Here is a 23,066-nt window from a genome sequence, read left to right on the forward strand (position 1 = left end):
AGGTAAATGAGGTGCGGCTCATATACGATAGCCCTTGCTTAATGGGTGAGGATCAGGAGTCGTACAGCTAGCCCTTCATATCGATGGTGGCGATCAGGCCGCCATCATCGGCATTGCGCAGCCGCACGGATGCCTCGAAGCTCATGGCAAGCGAGCGGGCGATGGTGAGGCCGATGCCGGTGCCGGTGCGTCCGCCCGGCTGACCGGTCGCGCCGCGCGTGAACGGTTCGAACATCTGGTCGAGCCGGTCGGCGGGGATGCCCGGTCCCCGGTCGCGGATATGGATCAGCACCCGCCCCCCTGCCCGCGCGCAGCTGATGTCGGCGCTGCCGCCATAGCGCACCGCATTGTCGACCAGATTGGCGATGCAGCGGGTCAGCGCATTGGGTTTGACCCGGACGGTGCCGCCGCAGCCGGTCAGGAAGCGGACTGGTGCGCCCAGTTCCTCCGCATCCTCGGCCATGCTGGCGAGCAGCGAGTCGATATCGAGAACCGACCACTCCTCCCGCGCTTCGGTGCTGCTGGCCAGGTCCAGCCCTTCGCGCACCAGCCGCTGCATCGCTTCATGATCGGCCAGCAGGCGCGCGCGTAGCTCCTCATTCTCGACCAGTTCCAGCCGCAGCCGCAGCCGGGTGAGCGGTGTCTGGATGTCATGGCTGATCGCGGCGAGCAGCTGGGTCCGTTCGGCAAAACCCGCCCGCGCGCGCCGCTGCATCAGGTTGAAGGTGGAGAGTGCGGCGCGCACCTCCTCCGGCCCGCGTTCGGGAATTTCCTCCGGGTCGAGCGAGACCGAAAAGGCCTCCGCCGCCTGCTCCAGCCGCCGCAATGGCTTGGACACGAAGCGGGCGACAAATATCGCAAGCCCGGCCGAGGCGGCGACGATGACCAGCAAATAGAGCGGATTGAAGATGGTGCTGGGCGGTTTGGCCAGGCGCGGGAAGCTGAGCGCCATTTCGCGGCGTTGCCCGGCGTGATCGGTGAAGCGGACGATCCAGCAGTCGGGACGCGGCGCATCGACCAGGCCAGCCGCCCGTTCCCAGCGACCGGTATAGGTCGCAAAGCACAGGCCCGTCGGCACCTGCCCGGCTTCGGGTTGCGACCGCGGACCAAAGCGTTCGACAAGCGACTGTTGCAGGGCCGTATCCGGTTCGGTCAGCGAGATGCCGGGCGGCACCGGCGCTGCGCCCATGATGCTGTGATCGGCCATCATCGATTCGATCCGGGCGGGATCGCGCCGCAGACGGTCGGCAATGTCGACTGCGCTGGCCACGACGCGCTGCCGCCGCACCCGTTCAAAATCATGGCGGCGGGTCTGTTCGGCGACCAATAGCGCGATGATCGCGGCGATCGTCATGCCCAGCGTCAGGATGACGAAAATCTGCCCCGCCATGGAGCGGAAGAAAGTGCGGACCCGGCCGCCCAGCCGCCTGATCATGAATAGTCCACCGCGCTGGCCAGCACATAGCCTTCGCCCCGCACCGTCAGGATGAGTTCGCTGCCGCCTGCCACATCGGCAAGCTTCTGGCGCAAGCGGCTGATCTGGAGGTCGATCGAACGGTCGAACGCGGCAGTGGCGCGCCGTTCGGGCAGCAAGGCTTCGCGCCCCAGCACGATATTGGGTTGCTCGATAAAGTGGCACAGCAACCGATATTCGGCCGAGGACAGCATGACCAGCCGGTCGTCGGGCGCGATCAGCCGTCGCTGCACCAGGTCGAGACGCCACGGGCCGAAATGCGCGTAGCGCATCGTGCTTGCCCTGCCCTGCGTTCCGGTGTCGCCCCGGCCCCGGCGCAGCAGGTTGCGGATGCGCACCAGCAATTCGCGCGGCTCGAACGGCTTGGTCAGATAATCGTCGGCACCCAGTTCCAGCCCCAGCACCCGGTCGATCGCGCTGCCCCGCGCGGTCACCATGATGATTTGTACGTCCGATCCTTCTCCGCGCAACTCGCGGCACAGCGACAGGCCGTCGCCATCGGGCAGGTTGAGGTCGAGGACGATGAGGTCGACCGGATGATCGCGCAGCATTTGCCGCAATTCGCCAAGGTTCGCCGCCGCCAGCAGCCGGTAATTTTCCTGGGCCAGTTGGCCGACGATCAATTCCCGAATGTCCGCATCGTCATCGACGACCAGCACGGTAGCAGCACGGGCGGGAGCGGTATCAGGCATCCCCCTTCCGTAGCGCGTCGCGTGGCGAAAGTCTGCCCGGCGGCCAGCGATGATACAGGCTGATACAAAGCGATACGCTATGCCGCACAGTGCCACAGATGGAAGCCAAATTCCGCTATGCTGTCGTTGCCAAAATAGCCAAGAGGCTGAGGTCGGCTGGCCCCCTCGCCGACACCATGCGGAGTCCTTGCGATGCCTGTCCGTCCACCGGGACGGACAATCGCCGCGATCGATCCGGCCGTCAGCGTGCGTCCCCCTCCCCCTCGTGCGCCCCGGCAGGTCGAACCCCGCGCGAAAGCGCATCGCAAGGCTCCGCCTGGTCAACAAGGAACCTGCCCAACGATGTTAGCGCCTTTCTCTGCCCGCTTCCTGCCCCTGCTGGCGCTTTGCCTGGCCGTCGCGGCCTGTGGCGACAAGCCGCCGCCGCAGAAGGGACCGGTCGAGGTGGGCGTGGTGACGCTGACGGCGCGCAATGTCACCGTGGCCAGCGAATTGCCGGGCCGCACCGTATCCACTATGATGTCGGAAGTCCGGCCGCAAGTGGCGGGTGTGATCCAGAAGCGGCTGTTCACCGAAGGATCGCTGGTGAGCGCGGGCCAGCCGCTTTATGAGATCGACCAGCGGCTGTACCGCGCGTCCCGCGACGAGGCGATGGCCGCGCTGGCCAGTGCGCAGGCGACTGCTGCGGCGGCACAGGCGAAAGCGCGGCGCTATGCTACCTTGTCGGACAATGAAGCGGTCAGCGCGCAGGATCGCGATGATGTGACCGCGACCGCGCGGCAGGCCGCCGCCGCTGTCCAGCAGGCGCGCGCCTCCCTGGCGACCAGCAACGTCAATCTGCAATTCACGCTGGTCCGCGCGCCGATCAGTGGCCGGATAGGGCGCACCCTGTTCACGCAGGGCGCGCTGGTGACCGCCAGTCAGGCCGATCCGCTGACCACGATCCAGCAGCTTGACCCCATCTATGTCGATATCACCCAGTCGAGCGCGCAACTGTTGCAACTGCGCCGGTCGCTGGCGGCGGGCAAGACACTGCCGGCCAGCGCCACGATCCGGCTGAAGCTGGACGATGGCAGCGACTATCCGCAGGAAGGCCGAATCGAATTTGCCGAGCCGATCGTGGACGTCAACAGCGGCACCGTAACGCTGCGCGCCCGCTTCCCCAATCCCGACGGATTGCTGCTGCCCGGCATGTTCGTGCGCGTGGTCGCGCCGCAATCGGTTGTGCCGGGCGCGATCCTGGCCCCGCAACAGGGGATCAGCCGCGATCCCAAGGGCAATGCGACCGCGCTGGTGGTGACGAAGGATAATAAGGTCGAACGGCGGATCGTGACCGCCGGTCAGGCGATCGGCGACGCATGGCTGATCACCGACGGGCTGAAGGCGGGCGACCGCCTGATCGTCGAGGGCACCGACAAAGTGAAGCCCGACGACACAGTGAAGCCCGTCACCATCGCGACGAAGAAGTAGGGACCGGATCTTGCTCAGTCGCTTTTTCATCGAACGGCCGATTTTCGCCTGGGTCATCGCCATCGGCGTGATGATCGCGGGCATGGGGTCCATGCTGTCGCTGCCGATCGCCCAATATCCCGATATTGCGCCGCCTTCGGTCGGCATCAACGCGACCTATCCGGGCGCGTCGGCAGAGACGGTCGAAACCAGCGTCACCCAGGTCATCGAGCAGCAACTGACCGGCGTCGATGGGCTCATGTATTTCTCGTCTTCCTCCTCGGCGACCGGGCGATCATCGATCACCGTGACGTTCGAGAAGGGGACCGATCCCGACACCGCGCAGGTGCAGGTGCAGAATAAGGTGCAGCAGGCGCTGAGCCGTCTGCCCAATGCAGTGCAGCAGCAGGGGCTGACCGTCACCAAGTCGCAAACCGACTTTCTGATGCTGGTCGGCATTTATGACGAGACCAACCGGGCGTCGCAGTCCGACATTTCCGACTATCTGGTCAATAATTTCCAGGATCCGATCGCGCGGATCAGCGGCATCGGATCGTCGCAGATTTTCGGATCGCAATATGCGATGCGGATCTGGCTGGACCCCTACAAGCTGGCCGCCGTCAAGCTGATGCCGTCCGACGTGCAGAGCGCGATCGCGGCGCAGAATGTCGAAGTGTCCGCCGGGCAGATCGGCGCGGATCCCGCGCCTGCCGGGCAGCAGCTCAACGCCACGGTCACGGCGCGCGCGCGGCTCCAGACGCCGGAGCAATTCCGCAATATCATCGTCAAGACGCAGAGTGACGGGTCGATCGTCCACCTGTCCGACGTGGCGCGGGTGGAGCTGGGCAATGAAAGCTATACCACCGCCGCGCGGCTGAACGGCCATCCGGCCTCGGGCATGGCGTTGCAGCTGGCACCGGGGGCCGATGCGCTCAAGACTGCCGAAATGGTCAAGGCGCGGGTGGCGGAGCTTTCGACCAACCTGCCCGACGGTTACAAGATCGTGTTCCCGCGCGACACCACGCCCTTCATCAAATTGTCGGTCGAGGAGGTCATCAAGACGCTGATCGAGGCAGTGCTGCTGGTCGTCGTCGTGATGTTCCTGTTCCTGCAAAGCTGGCGCGCCACGCTGATCCCGGCGATTGCGGTGCCGGTGGTGCTGCTGGGTACATTCGGCATATTGGCGCTGTTTGGCTATTCGATCAATACGCTGACCTTGTTCGGGATGGTGCTGTCGATCGGCCTGCTGGTGGACGACGCCATCGTTGTGGTCGAAAATGTCGAGCGCATCATGGAGGAGGAAGGACTGTCGCCGCGCGAGGCGACGATCAAGTCGATGGAGGAGATTGGCAGCGCGCTGGTCGGCATCGCGCTCGTCCTGTCCGCGGTTCTGCTGCCGATGGCCTTTTTTGGTGGATCGACCGGGGTCATCTACCGGCAATTTTCGATCACCATCGTGTCGTCGATGCTGCTGTCGGTGCTGGTGGCGCTGATCCTGTCGCCTGCTTTGTGCGCCACGATCCTGAAACCCATTGCGGAGGAACGGCGGACGCAGGGATGGTCGGGCAAGTTCAACCGCTGGTTTGAACGACTGACCAATGGCTATGTCCACCGCACCACGCGGATGCTGGGCAAACGGACTTTATTCTGGGGCGGTTATGCCGTGATCCTGGCCATCCTGATCCTGCTGTTCGTGCGGCTGCCCACCAGTTTCCTGCCGGTCGAGGATCAGGGGCAGGTGATGGTGCAGCTGACCCTGCCCGCCGGTGCGAAATCCAGCCGGACCGCCCATGCGGTCGAACAGATGCAAAATTATTTCCTGAGTGACGAGAAGGACAATATTTCCTTCGCTTTCGTGATGACCGGTTTCAGTTTTGCCGGGCAAGGCGAAAATACCGCGCAGGGCTTCATCAATCTGGCGCCCTGGGGCGATCGACCAGGGGCGGTGAACAGCGCCAACGCGATTGTCGGGCGCGCCAACAAGCAGCTGGCCGCCATCCGCGACGCACGGGTGCTGGCGATGACGCCGCCTGCCATTCGCGGCCTCGGCCAGTCCAACGGCTTTACCTTCGAACTGCTCAACACCGGGGGGCTGTCTCGCGCGCGCTTCCTGGAGCTGCGCAACCAGCTGCTCGCCGCCGCGCAGAAAGACCCGATGCTGGCCGGGGTGCGCGCCGCCACGCTGGAGGATACGCCGCAGCTCAAGGTCGATGTCGATTCCGAAAAGCTCGCCGTGCTGGGGCTGACCCAGGGCGATGTCGACAATGTGCTGACGTCCGCCTGGGGCAGCCGCTACGTCAATGACTTCGTAGATCGCGGGCGGGTGAAGCGTGTCTATATGCAGGCCGACGCGCCCTATCGCGCGCTGCCGACCGATCTCGACAAATGGATGGTGCGGTCCAGCGCGACCGGCGAGATGGTTCCCTTCTCCGCCTTTGCCACCAGCCACTGGACCATGGGGCCGACGACGGTTGCGCGCTTCAATGGCCAGTCGGCCTATGAGATTCAGGGACAGGCTGGCCCCGGTGCGAGTTCCGGCGAGGCGATGGACCGGATCGTGGCGTTGCAAAAGCAGCTGCCGACGGGGACCAGCTATGCCTGGAGCGGCCTGTCCTATCAGGAGCAATTGTCGGGCGGGCAGGCGCCGTTGCTCTATGCGCTGTCGGTGCTGATCGTGTTCCTGTGTTTGGCGGCGCTCTATGAAAGCTGGTCGATCCCGTTCGCGGTGCTGCTGGTGATCCCGCTGGGTCTGGTCGGCGCGGTGATTGCGGTGTGGGCGCGCGGGCTGGAGAATAATATCTATTTTCAGGTCGGGCTGCTCACCACCATGGGGCTAGCCGCGAAAAATGCGATCCTGATCGTCGAATTTGCCGAACTGGCGCACCGGCAGGGCAAGGATGCGTTGTCGTCGGCGCTGGAGGCGGCGCGACTGCGGTTCCGGCCGATCCTGATGACCAGTCTGGCCTTTATCGCGGGCGTCATTCCGCTCGCCATCGCTACCGGCGCGGGCGCGCAGAGCCGCATCGCGATCGGCACGGCGGTGGTGGGCGGCATGGTGACGGCGACGGTGCTGGCGATCTTCTATGTGCCGCTCTTCTTCGTCACCATCGCCCGGCTGTTCGGCAATGACCGGCCCGTGCGGACGGACCCTGGGGCGGAACCGACACCGCCCGGCGCAGGAGTGCCGGCATGAGCCGCGCCGTCCTTCCGCTGATCCCGGCGCTGATGCTGGCGGGGTGCAATATGGCCCCGGCCTATGTCCGCCCTGCCCCGCCAGTGCCTGCGGCGTTGCCGACGGGCGAGGCCTATGCGCCGACGCAACCTGGCGTGCAGCCGGGGCTGGCATGGACGCAGTTGGTGAGCGATCCGGCGCTGCGCACGGTGATCGAGCGGGCGCTGGCCAATAATCGCGATCTGCGCGCAGCCCTTGCCAACATCCTGTCGGCGCGCGCGCAATATCGGGTGCAGCGCGCGGCGCAACTGCCGACGCTGAGCGGGGACGCGGGCGCGAATGTGACGCGGCAGAATGACAGCTATAGTGCGGATATCGGCATCAGCGCGTTCGAGATCGACCTGTTCGGCCGGGTCCGTAACCTCAGTGAGGCAGCGCTGGAGACCTATCTGGCGACGCAGGAGGGGGCGCGGGCGACGCGCATCACCCTGATCGCCGAAACCGCGACTGCCTATGCCACGCTGGCGGCGGATCAGGAATTGCTCGCCGTGTCGCGACAGACTTTGGCCAGTGCGCAGCGCAGCCTGAAGCTGACCCAGTCGCTCAAGGGCGCAGGGCTGAGCGGCGGACTGGACGTCTATCAGGCACAAACGACGGTGGAACAGGCTGCGTCCGACGTCGCCGCCAATGTGACGCAGGTGGCGCAGGACCGCAATGCGCTGAACCTGCTGGTCGGCGCACCAGTCGAGGATGCACTACTCCCCGCCTCGCTCGACAGCCTGATCGCAGGCGTTGCCAGAGTGCCTGCCGGTCTGTCGTCCGACATGCTGCTCCAGCGTCCCGACGTGTTGCAGGCCGAGCATCAGCTCAAGGCCGCCAATGCCGATATCGGCGCGGCGCGCGTGGCGATGTTCCCGAAGATCAGCCTGACATCGGCGATCGGCGTCGCGAGTTCCGCTCTGTCATCGCTCTTTACCGGCAACGCTTTCACCTGGTCGGCGAGCCCGTCCGCCACCCTGCCGATCTTCGGCGGACCGGCGCGCGGCAATCTGGACTATAGCAAGGCGCAGCGCGACCTGGCGCTGGCGCAATATGAGAAGGCGATCCAGACGGCGTTTCGCGAAGTCGCCGACGCGCTGGCGCGGGACGGCACGATCGATGCGCAGCAGGCTGCGCAACGTCGGCTTGTCACCGCCAGCCAGCGCGCCTATGACCTGTCGGAACAGCGCTACCGGTCGGGGATCGACACGTTCCTGAACACGCTGGTCAACCAGCGGTCGCTGTACGGCGCGCGTCGCACCGCGATCGCTACCGATCTCGCGCTCGTCAGCAACCGGCTGCTGCTCTACCGGGTGATCGCTGCCGACCAATAAGGTCGCCAGCCCCGCCGTCGCAGGTCATTTGCGTGGCAGCAGAACCTCCGCCTTGGCCGTTGCCAGTACGGTGCCGGACTGATTGGCCATCCGCACGTCCACCTGCACGACTTCCCGGCCTTCATCATCGACGAATTTGTCGACGATCGTGCCTGTCATGATCGTGATGTCGCCGGTGAAGGCGGGGCCGCGATAGGAGGCGACCGAATGGGTCACCATGCCCCATTCGCCTGCCCAGCCCGACAGATAATCGACCACCCAAGCGCCCATCGACGCGCCATAGCCATAGGCGCGCGGCATCCCGATGAAGCGCGCCCAGCGCGGGAAGAGATGCCCGCGCGACGGACCAAAATAGGCGCCGTCGGTCAGCTCTGGATTGATCCGCTCCATCACCGGATCATTTTCATGGCCCGCCATTTCATCGACAAAGCCCAGCGCGGCGAGGTCCAGATCGGTCCGCCGGTGCGTGCCGCCCCAGATGGTGAACAGATAGGCGCGCCATTCGGTGGTGAAGCTGGCAATGCTGTGCGGGCCGAACACGCGTTCGGGCAGGACGTCGCCCACGGCGACATCCTCCAGATAGCGTTTGCCATGGCCCAGATCGTGCAGCATCTGGACCCAGCGGAACTTGCGTTCCTGGATTTCGACCAGCTCCTGGTCGGTCCAGACCGGATCCTCGGTATTTTCGACAACTTCGGCCGATGTCTTTTCCCGGCCCGCTTCCGCCGAATAGCGGATCGCGGTCGATCGCTGCTTGGCGATCAGTTCGCCATTCTGATTGTAATAATTATTGTCGCCGCGCTGGAAACAGGTGGGGCCAGCAAATTTTGTGTCCTTGACGACATAGTCGAACGGTACCCGCTCATTATGAACCATATCCCCGCCCTGGATGCGGGGGCCATAGAACCACCATTCGTCACCGCCGAACAACAGGTGCGAATTGGGGATGCTGCCGACACAGGCGGGGCCGGCGCCATGGCCATCGTCCATCGTCACGGCGAAGCTCTGCGGCGCGACCAGTTTGCCCCAGCGGCTTTCCTCTGCATAGTCGGCATCATAGTGGAGCAGATTGGGATAATGCATCGCCTGCGCCCAGCGGCGAATGTCATTATTGTGGATCGGTTCGCGCATCCGGGCCGGCTGCATCGGCTTGCCGAGATATTGGTCGATGTCCGAACAGTCGAAGATGGTCTCGCTCACAGGTCAGATGCCTCTCTTACGCAATCATGGCGGTCGCCTGCACATTCCGTCATCGGGGCGCATGGCATGGACGCGCATAACAGTCGGGCGCGGCGCATCTGCCAAGAGCGGCGGATCGGGCAAGACCCGTGCCTGGCGTTCCGCAAGGCGATTTTTCGGCGGATTTGCACGGATTTTTCGGCTTTATCGTCGTGCCGATCTTTGCATCTGGATGGTATCGCGATGGCAAACGCAGCAATCTGACGCCGCGCTTGCTCACCAACACGACCTTCTTGGCTGATGGGACGAATCGCACCGAGGCTGTGTGGTCATTCGGGCATTTCGGCCACCACGCCTCTTTGCCCCGAAATGGCGGCTAAGGGTGGCGGCCCGACCCAATGGATGGTAGGAGCGGTGCAAGGCAGATAGTGACATGATATTCTCACCCTCCCGTCCCGGCATCTATGCACGCGGGACCGAAACGGTCGACCAGATCCTGAAAGCCGCGCTGGCGGTGTTGATCGACGAAGGGTCCGATGCGTTCACCCTGCGTCGCATCGCCGCGCGCTGCGACATGAAGGTCGGCAATGTCAGCTATCATTTCCCGCGCAAGGAAATGCTGATCCAGGTGATGCTGGACGAACTGGTCGATTCCTATGGCGCGATGATGGACCAGACGGTGCGCAAACCCGGCCTGACCGCCGAAGAGCGGCTGAGGCGCGTCATCATCCTGTGCCTGGACGATATACAGACCAAGCGCACCACCCATTTGTTCACCGAATTATGGGCGCTGGCCAATCATAGCGATTTCGTCGCCGATCGGGTTCGCGCCTTTTACGAGCGGGTGCATGGCGCCATCGGCGAATATGTGGCTGAGCTTAATCCGGCGCTGACCGCCGACGAAGTGCATAGCGTCGCTTTGTTCATCAGCGCGTCGATGGAAGGATCGACGCCATTTCTGGGCCATGGCAAGCCCTGGGCGCACAAGATGCCGGCTTTCACCGCGATTGCCGCTACGTCATTGGTTCAGCTTGCCAAAACGGTGACGTCGCGCGACCTTGCAGGCTTGATGGCGCAGGCCGCGTAAGGTCAGCCGATAATTCGGTTTTACCCCGCATTGTTGCATCGCAAAATATATTTCCGTCCCGCCCGCCAAAGCGCTTGACCAATATCGGACAGCTGTCCAATCTTTGCGCAGACGCTGATATGTGGCCCGTTGAGTCCATCTGTCCGTCCGCACGATCAAGGGGGATCACGCCAGATGCCGAGGACCGCCGCCAGGGGATTGTTCGCCGCCGCTGCATTGGGTTGGGCGCTGCTTGCCAGCCCGGCTCAGGCCGCGCCCGCCGATACCGGCGCGGTGCTGGAAATGGAGACGTCCGACGTCCTGACCATCACCCCGCCCAAACCGACCTGGTTCTTTGTCGATGGCGGATGGGACATGCCCGGCACCAGCATCTTCGACGGCGAAACCGGCAAGATGAAGGGCATGGTCGAAACCCGCCGCCTGGCCGATTTCGCGATCGATCCGGCGGGCAAATTTTATTATGTCGCCGAAACCATCTGGTCGAAGGGCGATCGCGGCACGCGGCAGGACATGGTGTCGGTCTATGACAGCCAGACATTGAACCTGATCACCGAAGTCCCCCTGCCCGGCCGCATCTTGATCGGGTCGCGCAAAAATAACTTCATCGTCAGCGACGATGGCAAGACCGCCTATGTCTATGATTTCAGTCCCGTATCCGGGGTGAATATCGTCGATCTGGTCAAGCGCAAGTTCGTGACTGCGGTGGAACTGCCCGGCTGCGCCAGCCTGATGCCCAATCCGGGCGTTGGCTTTTCCGCGCTTTGTTCGGATGGTTCGCTCGCCACCGTGGCGATCAAGGGGACCAAGGCGGACATCAGCCATAGCGCGCCCTTCTTTTCGGCCACCGATGATCCGATCTTCGACAATTTCACCTATGACAAGCGCAAGAAGGAAACGACCTTTCTGACCTATACCGGCCAGATTTATCAGGCCAAGCTGGGCGCGACGCCGACCATTTCCGCGCCTTTCTCGATCCAGGCGGCGGCGGGTATTCGTCCGGGTGAAACCAAGCCGCTGGAGCTGAACTGGTATCCGGGCGGTCGCCAGCCCATGGCGCTCCATCGCCCGTCTGGCCATCTGTTCGTCTTGATGCATATGGGCGAATATTGGTCGCACAAGGCGTCCGGCACCGAAGTGTGGGAAGTTGACCTGGCCACGCAAAAGGTCGTCAAGCGCCGCGCGCTCAAGGAGCCGATGAACAATATCGAAGTGTCGCAGACCGACAAGCCGCTGCTGTTCATGAACGGCGAAGAGGGCAGCGCGATCGTCATCGATGTCGCGACCGGCGAGGAAAAGCATAAGATCGAAAAAGCCGGGGGCAGCACCATCACGGTTGCGGACCCGTCCTGACCATGGCGCTGGGGGTGGCGATCATGGGATTGGCCGCATCGGTGGGGGTTGGCCTGATCCTGCTGATCGCGGGCTTGGAAAAGCTGCGGCATCGCATATTGCTGCCCGGTGTGATCGCCAATTATCGGCTGCTCCCCGCAGGATTGGTTGGGCCTGCCGCGAAAATCCTGCCGATCGCCGAAATCGGGATCGGTGGCGCGCTGATCGCGGGTATTGCGCCCTTGCCGGCAATGATGGCCGTCCTGCTCCTGACGCTGTTCGGGGTGGCGATGGCGATCAATATCCGGCGCGGTCGCACCCAGATTGATTGCGGCTGTGGCCGGTCGCAACTGCGCCATCCGATCGGCTGGCTGCTGGTTGCCCGCAATGCCGTACTGGCCCTGCTGCTGGTGCCGCGCCTGTGGCCCGCGGCACCGCTCGGCGTAATGGATATCGGCACGGCCATGGTCGGCGGTATCGCGCTCTATCTGGGCTATCTGCTCTGCAATTCCATCGGCGCGCTGGTCGCGTCGCCCGCCGCCTACCGGAGATAAGCATTCATGATGACATCGCTCATTCTCTCGCAGATCCTGTCATGGATCGTGATCCTGGGCCTTGGCGTGGCGCTGCTGGCGCTCGCGCGGCAGGTCGGGGTGCTGCACATTCGGGTTGCGCCCGCCGGAGCGCTGACCACCAGCGGTGGCCCGGCGGTCGGCGACGCCACGGTCAAGGTCGATGCGCGTCTGCTGGACGGCGCACCGGTAACGATCGGCGGCCATGCGCATGACGTGCCGCTGCGCCTGCTGATGTTCGTGTCGGCGCAATGCCCGCTTTGCAAGTCGATCATTCCGATGGCCAAATCCTTCGCCCGCGACGAGCGGGTTGCGCTCAGCTTCATCGGCGATGATGACGCCACCGCCCAGCGCGCGATGATCGCGCAGCACGGGCTGGAAGCCTATCCCTTCGTCAATGGTCCCGAAGTCGGCCAGGCCTTTGGCGTCGCCAAGCTGCCCTATGCCGTGCTGCTCGACGCGGAAGGGACGATCCTGTCCAAGGGCCTGGTCAACAGCCGCGAACATCTCGAAAGCCTGGTCGTGGCCCATGAAATGGGGATCAAGACCGTGCAGGATTATATCGGATCGTTAAAGGCGCAGGCAGCCTGAACGGCATATAGGGGGTCAGTGACATGAAGAAATTTGACGCCGACGCCATGGGGGAACGCCTGTTGCGCAAGCTGGCTGGCGGCACATCGCGCCGTTCGATGCTCTCGCGGCTGGGGGCAGCGCTGGTGGCGGCGCCCGCCTTCCCGCTCTTGCCGGTCAGCCGCGCCGAAGCGGCCAAGCCTGACCGGTCGCCGGAGGGCAAGACGGGCTTTGCGCGCAACGCCCAGACCAAGGATGACACCAAATGCGATTATTGGCGCTATTGCGCCATTGACGGTGCGCTTTGCACCTGCTGCGGCGGCGGTATCCATAGCTGCCCGCCCGGCGCCGAGCCATCGCCTGTTTCCTGGGTCGGCACCTGCATCAACCCGGACGATGGCAAAGCCTATCTGATCGCCTATCGCGACTGTTGCGGCAAACCAGCCTGCGGCCAGTGCGGTTGCGACAATACCGACCGCGAAACCCAGCTCTACATGCCCCAGCTTAATAATGACGTGATCTGGTGTTTCGGCACGACCAGCATGGAATATCATTGTTCGACCGCGGTGCTGGTGGGGTCCGCCAGCTAGGGTGCAGACCCATAAATTGCGAGGTCGAGATGGAGACGAAAATAGTTGTTGGGAGGGAGAGCGCGCTGCGAGATAGCGGGACTATCTTGCGAGCGTTCGACCGCTCCACCGGTCATTTTCGTCCCACCCCTCCGGGGCAGGATTGTCCGGGTCCTGTGGCACGTCGAAGCCCTCGACCGGGCAATCTTGCCCGCTCTTCGCGCTTCTCCTCCCACAGAATCCCGGACAATCCTGTCTCGATCCTCGCAATTCATGCGTCTGCACCCTAGGGCTTTATTGCGATGCGCAGGCTATTATTCGGCTCCCTGCTCCTGATCGGCGCGGTCGGCATTGGCCGCGCCGCGCTGCCGCCTTTGGGTGTGCTGCCCGCCGCGATTACCGACCCGGATATGGCGCGGACCGATTATGCCGAACATTGCGGCGGCTGCCATGGCATACAGGGTAGCGCCGCGCCCGCGCAATTGCCCGAACTGCGCGGGCGGGTCGGCTGGTTCATGTGTACGCCACAGTCGCGTGCCTATCTCATCCGCCTGCCCAATGTCGCGCATAGCCGGATTAGAGACAATCAACAGCTCGCCGATCTGGTCAATTATATGGTCTTTGGCCTGGGTGGGGCGAGTGTCCCCAAGGGTTCAAAGCCGTTCACGGCGCAAGAGGTCGCGCATGAGCGAAAATTCGCCCTGACGTCCGCTTCGCTCAAGGCCGAACGCGCCCGCTATGTCGAGGTTGCGATCCGTCAATGCGGCGCGCCGGTGACCATGCGGCTGCTTTATCCAGGGCAGAAATAGACAGTTCTAAAACCAAATGGGTAAAACAATGCCGCCGGATCGCTGACCCGGCGGCATTTTCATGTTGGTGCCTCGCCCGTTAGAATTTCTGGCCGAAGCGGATGCCGAAAAATTGCGGCTTGATGGTGAAGGTGCGCGACGAGCCGGAACAGAAGTCGATCGAACAGAAGGTATTTTTGGTCAGCTGACCGCGCTTGTCAAAAGCGTTCTGGATGAACAGCGTGAGGCTCCAATTGTCCTTCTTGACGCCCCCGGAAAAGTCGAAGCTGACAAAGCCCTTCGTGTTGCCGAGCAGCGCATTATTATCGACGTTCAAATCCTGCGTCGCCCCGGTCTGGTAGAGTGCTGCGCCCTGCACATAAGCGCTATAGTCACCCAGATAGGTGTCGTAGCGGATTGAGGTCGTGCCCTTGAACTTGGGTTGGCGCGGCAGGCGGGTGCCGTTTGCGGCAGCGACCTGCGGTGTTGGCGGACTGGATTCCGGCACATCCTCACCCAGCGTACAGCTGGACAGTTGGGAAATGGACGAGGTGTCACGGTCCAGCGCGAAGTTGCAGAAATTGCCCTTCAATTTGCCGTCATTATAAGCGCCGGAGGTCGAGATCGTCACCTTGCCCAGCTTCAGGTCGGCATCATATTCGACACCCTTGACCACCGCCTTGCCCGCATTGCCGGTCATGCCCGCACCCTGCGCGCCCGACACGACGACACCATATTGGATATTATTCCATTTCTCATAATAGACCGCCGCATTGAAGCGGAAGATATTGTTCCAGGTCGTTTTGACGCCCAGCTCGAAATTGGTGAGCGTTTCGGACTTGAACGGGGCGACATCGACCGGGCCGAAGTTACGGATGCGCAGCGGGCGGTTGAACCCGCCGGGGCGGAAACCGGTGGAATAGTTGAAATAGACCATCTTGTCGGGCTGGAACTGCCAGTCGAGCGCCACCTTATGCGTCTCGCCCTTTTCCTTGTATCGCCCGGTCTGGTCGGGCGCGCGGAAATTGGTGTTGAGGCATTGCAGGCGCTCGGCCGGAAGCGGTGTGGGGCAGCCCATTTCCCCGGTCGGGACAAAAACCGACGTGACAGTATTGGCCGCAGATCCCGCGACACCGGCAAAGCCCTTCACCGCATAATCGGTCCAGAAATAGCGGATGCCGCCGGTCAGCTTCAATGTCGGCGTGATGTTGTAATGGCCTTCGGCGAAGATCGCCTTGTCATGATAAAGCTGGTTCTGCTCCGTGATATAGAAGCCATCGCCCTTTACCGCCTGTGTCCCCAGCAGCATCGTGCCAAGCGGATTGCCGTTGGGGTTGATGACGTTGCCGGTGTCGAAGAAGGGGTTGCCATCCTCATCATAATCAATCCCGTACATGGCCGGCACGCCGATCAGGCCACCCGGCACATCGCCGCCGCCAGTCTGGGTATAGCCGGTGATCGTGTCCAGCCCGCGAATGGAATAATAGGTGTTCGTCTTGTTCTTCTGCCGCTGGTAGAAGCCGCCGATCGTAACGTCGAACGGCCAGTCCTTGGGCGTCGACAGGCGCAATTCCTGTGTGAATTTGTTGCGGTGGGTATCAGCATGATAGAATTGCGTCGGGTCGATCAGCGAACATTTCTGCGCAGCGCCTGACCCGGTGCAATTGTCGAAAAATTGCAGATAGCTTTCATAGCCTGGCCCGAAGCCGTCATAGGTGACGGTGTAATAAGTATAATCGTTGAGTGTGCGGGTCCGCCGTTTGAAGAAACCGGTGGCGGAAACCAAATCCCAGTCGCCGATATGGCCATGGATGCTGAGCGCCGCCTGATACCAGCGATCGTCATTTTTGGTCTGGTCATAATCATGCACTTCCAGATCGCCGACGCGGTGATCGAAACCGAAATAGCCGTTGGCAACCTGCTTTTGCGCGGTGATTTCCGGCGCGACCGACCAGCCATCGACCGGTTCCCATAGAAGTTGCACGCGACCGCCAAATTCCTTGATCGTATTATAATCATCCTTGGCGATATCGGAATTGTCGAGGTTGAAGAAGGTGGCAGGATTATTGTCACCCAGCGTGTAAACCGCTGGCGCGCCATTGTTGAGCAGGCCATTATTGGGCGTATTGTCGATATAGCCGCCATCGCGCCGATAATAGCCCATGGCGCGGACCGCCAGCGTGTCGCTCAACGGCACGTTGATGTAGGATTCGAGCTGACCGCCAAAGTCGCCCTTGCCATATTTATTGGCCTCGACATCGTAACCGAACTCGAACTTGTCCATATTGGGCTTGTTGGTAATGATGCGGATGGTGCCGGCCAGCGATCCCGCGCCATAAAGCGTGCCTTGCGGCCCGGCCAGCGCCTCGACCCGCTCCAGATCATAAGCATGGATATCAGGCACTTCGGTGCCGGTGATCGGAATGTCGTTGAGATAATAGCCGACCGAGGCATAGGCGCCACCCGCTGGCACGATGCCGCGAAAAAAGGCGGTGTTGCGGCCCGGCCCGATCCCCTCGAACGAGACAGACGGCAACAGCGCGGCGAAATCGCTCAAGCCTTTCACCTGCCGTTCCGCCAGCGTCTCGGCGCCCAGCGCCTGCATGGAGATCGGCACCTTCTGGATGCTCTGCGCGCTGCGCGTCGCGGTGACGACGATTTCAGTGAGACCTCCGCCCGCCTCTTCGGCTGGTAGAGCCATGGCCGGATCGGCAGTGGGATCAGCAACGGCATCGGCGGCGCGCGCCATGCCCGTAGCGCCCAGCCCGGCCAATATGGTTGTCACCCCCAATATCTTTACAAATTGCTTGGCGCGGCGAGACTGAATCTTCATGGTGTTGGACTCCCCCTTGAAAAGATGCCCTCCACTCTCCCAAATCGCGGTTTCCCCGCGTGATTATGACGCATTGCAGCACATTGTCACACGGCGCGTCGCAGCCTGCATTTCGCAAGGGCAAAACAGCCCCGCGACCGGAAACGGCGCACGCCTCCAGACCTGCCGTACAACGGCACGGCATCACAATTTACCACTATTCCCCTTGGACTTTCGTCATTTCGTACGTTTGTCCAACTTTGATAATGCTGTAACGATTGCAGGAGTCAACAGCCTAATTTTGCTGTTCCTGCGCTTCAATCGCTCCTGTTGTTGCGCAACTGCAATATCCTGTTCATTGTGCAGACGAGAAAGGAAGCAAAACCCGCCATGGAAGCTGCCTCGCGCCCTGCCACCCCCCCCTCCCTTGCGCTCAAGGAGGCGCTTGGCCATGCTGCCACCCTGCTGGATGCGCAGCCGGCGGAGGCGCTGGCGCAGGCAGAAGCGATACTGAAACAAGCCCCCGGACTGCCGCCCGCAGAGCTGCTGGCGGCCCAGGCGTTGCGTCGGCTGGGCCAGCCCGAAACCGCCCTGTCACGTCTAGCCGCGCTTGCCCGTCGCCAGCCGAACGTGCCTGCGTTGCTCTGGGAACTGGCGCAGGCCGCCAGCGAAACGGGCGACAGCGCGCAAGCCATCGCGGCGCTGGAAAGCCTGACCCGGCAGCAACCCGGCGTGGCAAGCGGCTGGTTCCTGCTGGCGGGCGAATTGCGGAAGGTCGGCCGCACCGACCATGCGTGGCGCGCCGACCTGTCGGGCATCCATGCCTCCTCGCGCGATCGCGACCTGCTCGAAGCGGCGATGGCGATGAATGAGGGTCGTCTGGAGGATGCAGCGACGATCCTTGATACGCGACTCGCCCGGCTGCCCGACGATCCGACCGCCACCCGGTTGCTGGGCGAAATATATTGGCGGCGGGGGGATATGAGTGCGGCGCTGACGCTGGTCGAACGCGCGGTCGCCACCGCACCCGGTTTCGATCTCGCGCGCGATTTCCTGATCCGCCTGCTACTCCAGAATAACCGCCTGACCGACGCGCTTGCCCATGCCGAGATATTGGCGCAATCGCCGCTCGACAATCCGGGCTATGCGCTGCTGCGGGCGTCGGTGCTGGTGCGGCTGGGCGATCAGGCGCAGGCAGCGGCCATTTACGAAGGATTGCTGGCACAAAAGCCCGACCAGCCACAGCTGTGGCAGAATCTGGGCCATGCGCTCAAGACGCTGGGGCGACAGGCCGACGCCATCCACGCCTATCGTCAGGCAGTCTATTATCAACCGACCATGGGCGAAGCCTGGTGGAGCCTTGCCAATCTCAAGACGGTGAAGCTCGACGCGCAGGATATTGCGGCGATGGAGCAAGCGCTGACGACGCTGGCGCCAGACGCAGCGACGAAAGGCGAGGATATTTTCCACCTCCATTTCTCGCTGGGCAAGGCGCTGGAGGATGCGCGCGATTATGCCGCATCCTTTGGCCATTATGATCGCGGCAACCGCCAGCGCCGCACTTTGCTATCCTATGACGCCGATGAATTTGCCGCAGAAGTGAGGGCAGCCGCCGACTGCTTTACCAGCGCCTTTATCGCAAATTGCGGGGAGGGCGGCTGCCCTGCGCCCGACCCGATCTTCATCGTCGGACTGCCACGGTCAGGCTCCACATTGGTCGAACAAATCCTCTCCAGCCACAGCAAGGTCGAAGGGACGATGGAATTGCCGGAGATGATGATCATCGCCAGCCGCCTGCAATCGCGCGTCGACGAAGGTGAATTTTCCGATTTCGCGACGATGATCGCGTCGCTTACGCCCGCCGACCGGCAAAGACTGGGCGAGGAATATGTCGATCGCACCCGCGTCCACCGCCAGAGCGACCGGCCCCACTTCATCGACAAAATGCCCAATAATTGGCAGCATGTCGGGCTGATCCGGCTGATCCTGCCCAACGCGAAGATCATCGACGCGCGGCGTCATCCGATGGGCTGCTGCTTTTCAGGCTGGAAACAGCATTTCGCGCGTGGTCAGGCGTTCACTTATGACCTAAGCGAGATCGGCCGCTATTATAGCGATTATGTTGCGCTGATGACGGCGTTCGACGCTGCTGCGCCCGGTCATGTCCACCGCGTCCATTATGAACATATGGTCGCCGACACACTGGGCGAAGTCGCGCGGCTGCTGGATTATCTAGGCTTGCCGTTCGAGGAAGCCTGCCTTGCCTTCTGGCGAACAGAGCGGGCGGTGCGCACCGCCAGTTCGGAACAGGTGCGCCAGCCGATCTTCACCGACGGCGTCGATCATTGGCGGCATTTTGCGCCATGGCTCGGTCCGCTGGAACAGGCATTGGGACCGGTGATCGCAGCCTATCCGGCCTGAAGCGACGCTGGCGACGGGTGCCAGAGCCGTTGCCCCATCACCAGCGCTATGCCCAGCACGAGCCAGCCCAGCATCAGCCAGATTTCCAGTGGTATGCCCGTCGCCATGCCAAAGGGCGCGATGATCGCTGCACTTGCCACGATCGTCGCGCCGATCGCGACGGGCAAGAGCAGCCCCTGCCCGCCCGGCAGAATGAAGGCGGGGCTGGTCTCACCCCTATCGACCGCGCGCAACCGTATCAGCGCAAATAGCGCGACCGCCGCGATCGCCGTGGTGCAGATCGTCCCCATCGCGATGATCGGGCTGATCGCGCCGCGTCCGGCCAGCACGCCAAGGCAGGTCCATCCACCGACCAGCAACGCCGCGCGCCGGGGTGCGCCGCTCTTGGCATCGACATGGGCAAGCCCCGCAGGCAGGAAACCCGCGCGTGCCTGCGCCAAGATGACCCGCGTCGCCGACAAATGCATCGCGTTCCAGGTTTTGAGCAGCGACGCCATCGCGACCAGCAAAATGCCCTTGGTCGCGATGCCTCCGGCCAGCGCATGGTCGAACGCCGCCGCGACCGGCAGCGCGCCCGACGTCAGCGCACGCCAGGGGATGAGCGAGGCAGACGCGATGATGATGAGGCTGTAGAAGATCGCCGCGACCACCACTGCCAGCATCATCGCCTTTGCCACCGTGTGGAAGCTGGTGCCGGGCGCACGTTCCTCGACGGCGGACGCTGCCGTCTGGAATCCCGACAGCCACATGCCCGCCACGCCCAGCATCACGAACATGCCGCCTGCAAAACTACCACTATGGGCAGGCTCGAACAGGGGCTGCCAGTTGGCGGGATCACCCTGGACAAAACCGATCACCACCAGCAGCGCCGATGCGCCCAGAAAGGCGAAGGTCACCAGCTTTTGAAAACCCACCGCGACCTTTGCCCCCGCCGCATTGAGCAGCGTCATGACGACCGCCCCCGTCAGCCCGATACCCAGGTCCAGCGCCGTGATCGACTTGCCCAGAAAGCTGTAGAGCGGCGGCCACCCGGCCATCGCCGACACCAGATTTTCGAGGAACCAGGACAAAGCCAGTCCTTCAAAGGCGCAGATGCCGACAAAGTAGAGGGTCAGGAACCAGCCGGTGACAAAGCCCGGCCACGGACCGAACGCCTTTTCGACAAAGACGAACTCGGCCCCGGCGCGCGGCACTCGCGCAACCAACTCGGCATAGGCGGCGGCGACCGGCACCATCAGCAGCGTCATGCCCAGGAAGGCCAGCACCGCGCCGCCCGGCCCGGCGGGCGTCACCCACTCGCCCATCAACACCATCCATGCCGACCCGACGATGGTGCCGAAGGCGAGGGCAAAGAAACCGGGGCCAGTAACGCCGCGCCGCAACGCCGGTTCGGGTGGGACGCCGGTCTCGCTCATCGGCGCAGATGCACCAGGCAGAGCAATTGAAACAGCATTTGCGCGGCGGCCTGCGCCGTCACCGTGCCGGGATCATATTCGGGCGCAACTTCCACCACATCGCCGCCGATAATGTCGATACCGGCCAGCCCGCGCAGCAGCTGCAATGCCTCCCGCGTGGACAACCCGCCCACTTCGGGGGTGCCGGTGCCGGGTGCGAATACCGGGTCGAGGCCGTCGACATCGAAAGTTACATAGGTGGGGCCATTGCCGACCACCTCCAGCGCCTTGGCCACCACCGCGTCCATGCCCATGGTCGCGACATCTTCGGCATGGATGACCGTCATGCCGCTGGCATAGGAAAATTCCCACAGATATTCCGCGCCGCCCCTGATGCCGATCTGGATCGATCGTTTCGGGTCCAATACCCCTGCCAGCACCGCTTCGCGGAAGGGCGCGCCATGGTGGAATTTGGAGCCTTCATAGATGCCGCCCGTATCGCAATGGGCATCGAAATGGACCATGCCCATCGGCCCGCGCGTCGCCGCCAGCCCCTTCATGATCGACCCGGTGATGCTATGGTCGCCGCCGACCGACAGCGGGATCGCTCTGGTTGCGCCGATCATCGCGTAGCAGGCCTCTATATCGGCATGGCATAGCGCCAGATCATAGCGGCTCTGCATCGCCACATCACCGACATCGGCGACTGTCAGATGGTTCATCGGCGCGACCCGCAGCGCATGTTCATAGGGACCGATGCGATCGATCGCGCGGACGGCGCGCGGGCCATAGCGTGCGCCGGGTCGATTGGTGACGCCCAGGTCCATCGGCACGCCGATCAGCGCCACGTCCAGTGTATCGAGCGTCTCCGCTGTCAGCCCGCCCGCGATATAGGGCGCATCGAGCAGCGTCGAAGGCTCGGCAAAGGGCCAGCGCCTTTTGTCCCCACTCTTGAACTGAAGCCCCGCAATCTCGCGAAAATGTGGATCGTGAATGTCGGCCCCGCCGCCACCGGCATAAAGGCGGCGAAGGTCGTCGAGGTCGATCGGTTCGTCGGGCATGGCGTCCAGTCTGGACGGCGGCGAAAGGGCGGCAATGGGGCAAAGAACGTATGGCTTCGCACGCACGAGGCGTTGCGCCCCGATGCAAAGCAGGAAAGGGTAGTGCCATGACCCATATGGATTTCGACGCGCTGGTCGCGCTGCTCCGCCGCATCTTTCTGGCCAATGGCACGTCCAACGCGGTGGCCGACATATTGGCCCGCAATTGCGCCAGTGCCGAGCGCGACGGCGCAATGAGCCATGGCCTGTTCCGCATGGCGGGCTATGTCTCCACCCTGCGCAGCGGCTGGGTCGATGGGCGGGCGCAGCCCCGGCTGGAGGATGGTGGCGCGTCTTTCCTGCGGGTGGATGCCGCCAACGGCTTTGCCCAGCCCGCCCTGGCTGCCGCCATGCAACTGGCGATCGACAAGGCGCGCGCGACCGGCGCCTGCGTCGTCGCCATCCGGCGCTCGCACCATTTCGCCGCGCTGTGGCCCGATGTCGAGCCGTTCGCTCTACAGGGGCTGGTCGCCATCGCCATGGTCAACAGCATGGCCTATGTCGCGCCGCCCGGCGCGCGGCACCCGGTCTATGGCACCAACCCGCTGGCCTTCGCCGCGCCGCGTGCCGACGGGCGCATTGTCGTGTTCGATCAGGCAGTCAGCGTGCTGGCCCATGGCGACGTGCAAATCGCCGCGCGCGATGGCCATATGTTACCCGCCGATGCTGGCGTCGATGCGGCGGGGCAGCCCACGCGCGATCCCCATGCCGTGCTGGACAGCGGCGCGCTTCTCCCCTTTGGCGGGCATAAGGGCGCAGCCATTGCGCTGATGATCGAAATCATGGCCGCCGCGCTGACCGGCGGGTTGTTTTCGGCGGAGGTGGACTGGTCCGCCCATCCCGGCGCGCAGACGCCCTGTACTGGCGAGTGCCTGATCCTGATCGATCCCAGCCGGGGCGGATCGGCGGTGGGGTTTGCCAACCGGGTGGAGCAAATGGTCACGGCACTCCACGATGCCGGGCAGGCGCGTATGCCCGGCGACCGCCGCTTCGCCGGGCGTGAAAAGGCCATGCGTGAGGGCATCCCGGTCAGCGCGGACATGCTGCGCCAGTTGGAGGCGCTGACCACGGCATAGAGAGCGACA

The 23,066-nt window shown here is 63.3% G+C and carries 18 protein-coding genes; 12 read left to right on the plus strand and 6 right to left on the minus strand.

The window, feature by feature from the left end; translation table 11 throughout:
• Positions 1-67 precede the first annotated feature (67 nt).
• Together ACODR8_RS07710 and ACODR8_RS07715 are read right to left on the minus strand one after the other, a co-directional pair.
• The gene (locus tag ACODR8_RS07710; protein WP_119748386.1) at positions 68-1,435 is read right to left on the minus strand and encodes an ATP-binding protein; all 1,368 of its coding nucleotides are present in this window, start codon (positions 1,433-1,435) and stop codon (positions 68-70) included.
• Positions 1,432-2,166 carry a response regulator transcription factor gene (locus ACODR8_RS07715; RefSeq protein WP_119748388.1) on the minus strand — a complete coding sequence of 245 codons (735 nt, stop codon included), beginning with the start codon at positions 2,164-2,166 and terminating at the stop codon, positions 1,432-1,434. Before ACODR8_RS07715 ends, ACODR8_RS07710 begins: the two co-directional genes overlap by 4 nt.
• 342 nt (positions 2,167-2,508) lie before the next feature.
• Between ACODR8_RS07715 and ACODR8_RS07720 the strand changes: the two genes are divergently transcribed.
• Genes ACODR8_RS07720 through ACODR8_RS07730 form a run of 3 tightly spaced genes read left to right on the plus strand, consistent with a single transcriptional unit; the run spans position 2,509 to position 8,160 of the window.
• Positions 2,509-3,636: an efflux RND transporter periplasmic adaptor subunit gene (locus ACODR8_RS07720; protein ID WP_489006692.1), complete on the plus strand. Its 1,128-nt coding sequence runs from the start codon at positions 2,509-2,511 to the stop codon at positions 3,634-3,636.
• 10 nt (positions 3,637-3,646) lie between these two features.
• Positions 3,647-6,808 (plus strand): efflux RND transporter permease subunit, encoded by a 3,162-nt coding sequence (locus tag ACODR8_RS07725; protein ID WP_489006693.1) that lies wholly within the window; start codon positions 3,647-3,649, stop codon positions 6,806-6,808.
• The gene (locus ACODR8_RS07730) at positions 6,805-8,160 is read left to right on the plus strand and encodes an efflux transporter outer membrane subunit (RefSeq protein WP_489006694.1); all 1,356 of its coding nucleotides are present in this window, start codon (positions 6,805-6,807) and stop codon (positions 8,158-8,160) included. Before ACODR8_RS07725 ends, ACODR8_RS07730 begins: the two co-directional genes overlap by 4 nt.
• Before the next feature lie 24 nt (positions 8,161-8,184).
• Here ACODR8_RS07730 and ACODR8_RS07735 read toward each other — a convergent pair whose 3' ends face one another.
• Positions 8,185-9,360: an FAS1-like dehydratase domain-containing protein gene (locus ACODR8_RS07735; protein WP_119748410.1), complete on the minus strand. Its 1,176-nt coding sequence runs from the start codon at positions 9,358-9,360 to the stop codon at positions 8,185-8,187.
• Positions 9,361-9,488: 128 nt separating this feature from the next.
• Between ACODR8_RS07735 and ACODR8_RS07740 the strand changes: the two genes are divergently transcribed.
• The 7 genes from ACODR8_RS07740 (at position 9,489) to ACODR8_RS07770 (ending at position 14,275) form a co-directional block, all read left to right on the plus strand.
• On the plus strand, positions 9,489-9,719 hold the full coding sequence (locus tag ACODR8_RS07740) for a hypothetical protein (RefSeq protein WP_489006695.1): 231 nt from the start codon (positions 9,489-9,491) through the stop codon (positions 9,717-9,719).
• 53 nt (positions 9,720-9,772) lie between these two features.
• On the plus strand, positions 9,773-10,426 hold the full coding sequence (locus ACODR8_RS07745) for a TetR/AcrR family transcriptional regulator (RefSeq protein WP_489006696.1): 654 nt from the start codon (positions 9,773-9,775) through the stop codon (positions 10,424-10,426).
• A gap of 174 nt (positions 10,427-10,600) precedes the next feature.
• On the plus strand, positions 10,601-11,776 hold the full coding sequence (locus ACODR8_RS07750; protein ID WP_489006697.1) for an amine dehydrogenase large subunit: 1,176 nt from the start codon (positions 10,601-10,603) through the stop codon (positions 11,774-11,776).
• Positions 11,777-11,778: 2 nt separating this feature from the next.
• Positions 11,779-12,309 carry a MauE/DoxX family redox-associated membrane protein gene (locus tag ACODR8_RS07755; protein WP_489006698.1) on the plus strand — a complete coding sequence of 177 codons (531 nt, stop codon included), beginning with the start codon at positions 11,779-11,781 and terminating at the stop codon, positions 12,307-12,309.
• 6 nt (positions 12,310-12,315) lie between these two features.
• Positions 12,316-12,918, plus strand: coding sequence for a thioredoxin domain-containing protein (locus tag ACODR8_RS07760; RefSeq protein WP_489006699.1), 603 nt, complete (start codon positions 12,316-12,318; stop codon positions 12,916-12,918).
• Between the two features lie 23 nt (positions 12,919-12,941).
• Positions 12,942-13,487, plus strand: coding sequence for a methylamine dehydrogenase light chain (locus tag ACODR8_RS07765; protein WP_294135315.1), 546 nt, complete (start codon positions 12,942-12,944; stop codon positions 13,485-13,487).
• Positions 13,488-13,768: 281 nt separating this feature from the next.
• The gene (locus tag ACODR8_RS07770) at positions 13,769-14,275 is read left to right on the plus strand and encodes a cytochrome C (protein ID WP_489006700.1); all 507 of its coding nucleotides are present in this window, start codon (positions 13,769-13,771) and stop codon (positions 14,273-14,275) included.
• A gap of 79 nt (positions 14,276-14,354) precedes the next feature.
• Here ACODR8_RS07770 and ACODR8_RS07775 read toward each other — a convergent pair whose 3' ends face one another.
• Positions 14,355-17,087 carry a TonB-dependent receptor gene (locus ACODR8_RS07775; protein WP_489006701.1) on the minus strand — a complete coding sequence of 911 codons (2,733 nt, stop codon included), beginning with the start codon at positions 17,085-17,087 and terminating at the stop codon, positions 14,355-14,357.
• Between the two features lie 369 nt (positions 17,088-17,456).
• On the opposite strand from ACODR8_RS07775, the gene ACODR8_RS07780 reads away from it, so the two are divergent.
• Entirely contained in the window at positions 17,457-19,487 is a 2,031-nt protein-coding gene (locus ACODR8_RS07780; RefSeq protein ID WP_489006702.1) for a tetratricopeptide repeat-containing sulfotransferase family protein, read from the plus strand.
• On the opposite strand, the gene ACODR8_RS07785 is transcribed toward ACODR8_RS07780, so the two are convergent.
• Complete coding sequence (locus ACODR8_RS07785; protein ID WP_489006703.1) at positions 19,475-20,902, minus strand: APC family permease; 1,428 nt, start codon at positions 20,900-20,902, stop codon at positions 19,475-19,477. The two genes, ACODR8_RS07780 and ACODR8_RS07785, sit on opposite strands and share 13 nt — an antisense overlap.
• Positions 20,899-21,942 carry an agmatinase gene (gene speB / locus ACODR8_RS07790; protein ID WP_489006704.1) on the minus strand — a complete coding sequence of 348 codons (1,044 nt, stop codon included), beginning with the start codon at positions 21,940-21,942 and terminating at the stop codon, positions 20,899-20,901. Before speB ends, ACODR8_RS07785 begins: the two co-directional genes overlap by 4 nt.
• A 107-nt stretch (positions 21,943-22,049) precedes the next feature.
• Here speB and ACODR8_RS07795 point away from each other — a divergent pair, with 107 nt between their 5' ends.
• Positions 22,050-23,057 carry an Ldh family oxidoreductase gene (locus ACODR8_RS07795; protein WP_489006705.1) on the plus strand — a complete coding sequence of 336 codons (1,008 nt, stop codon included), beginning with the start codon at positions 22,050-22,052 and terminating at the stop codon, positions 23,055-23,057.
• Positions 23,058-23,066: the final 9 nt, after the last annotated feature.

This window comes from Sphingobium sp. FG58 (genome assembly GCF_057809055.1).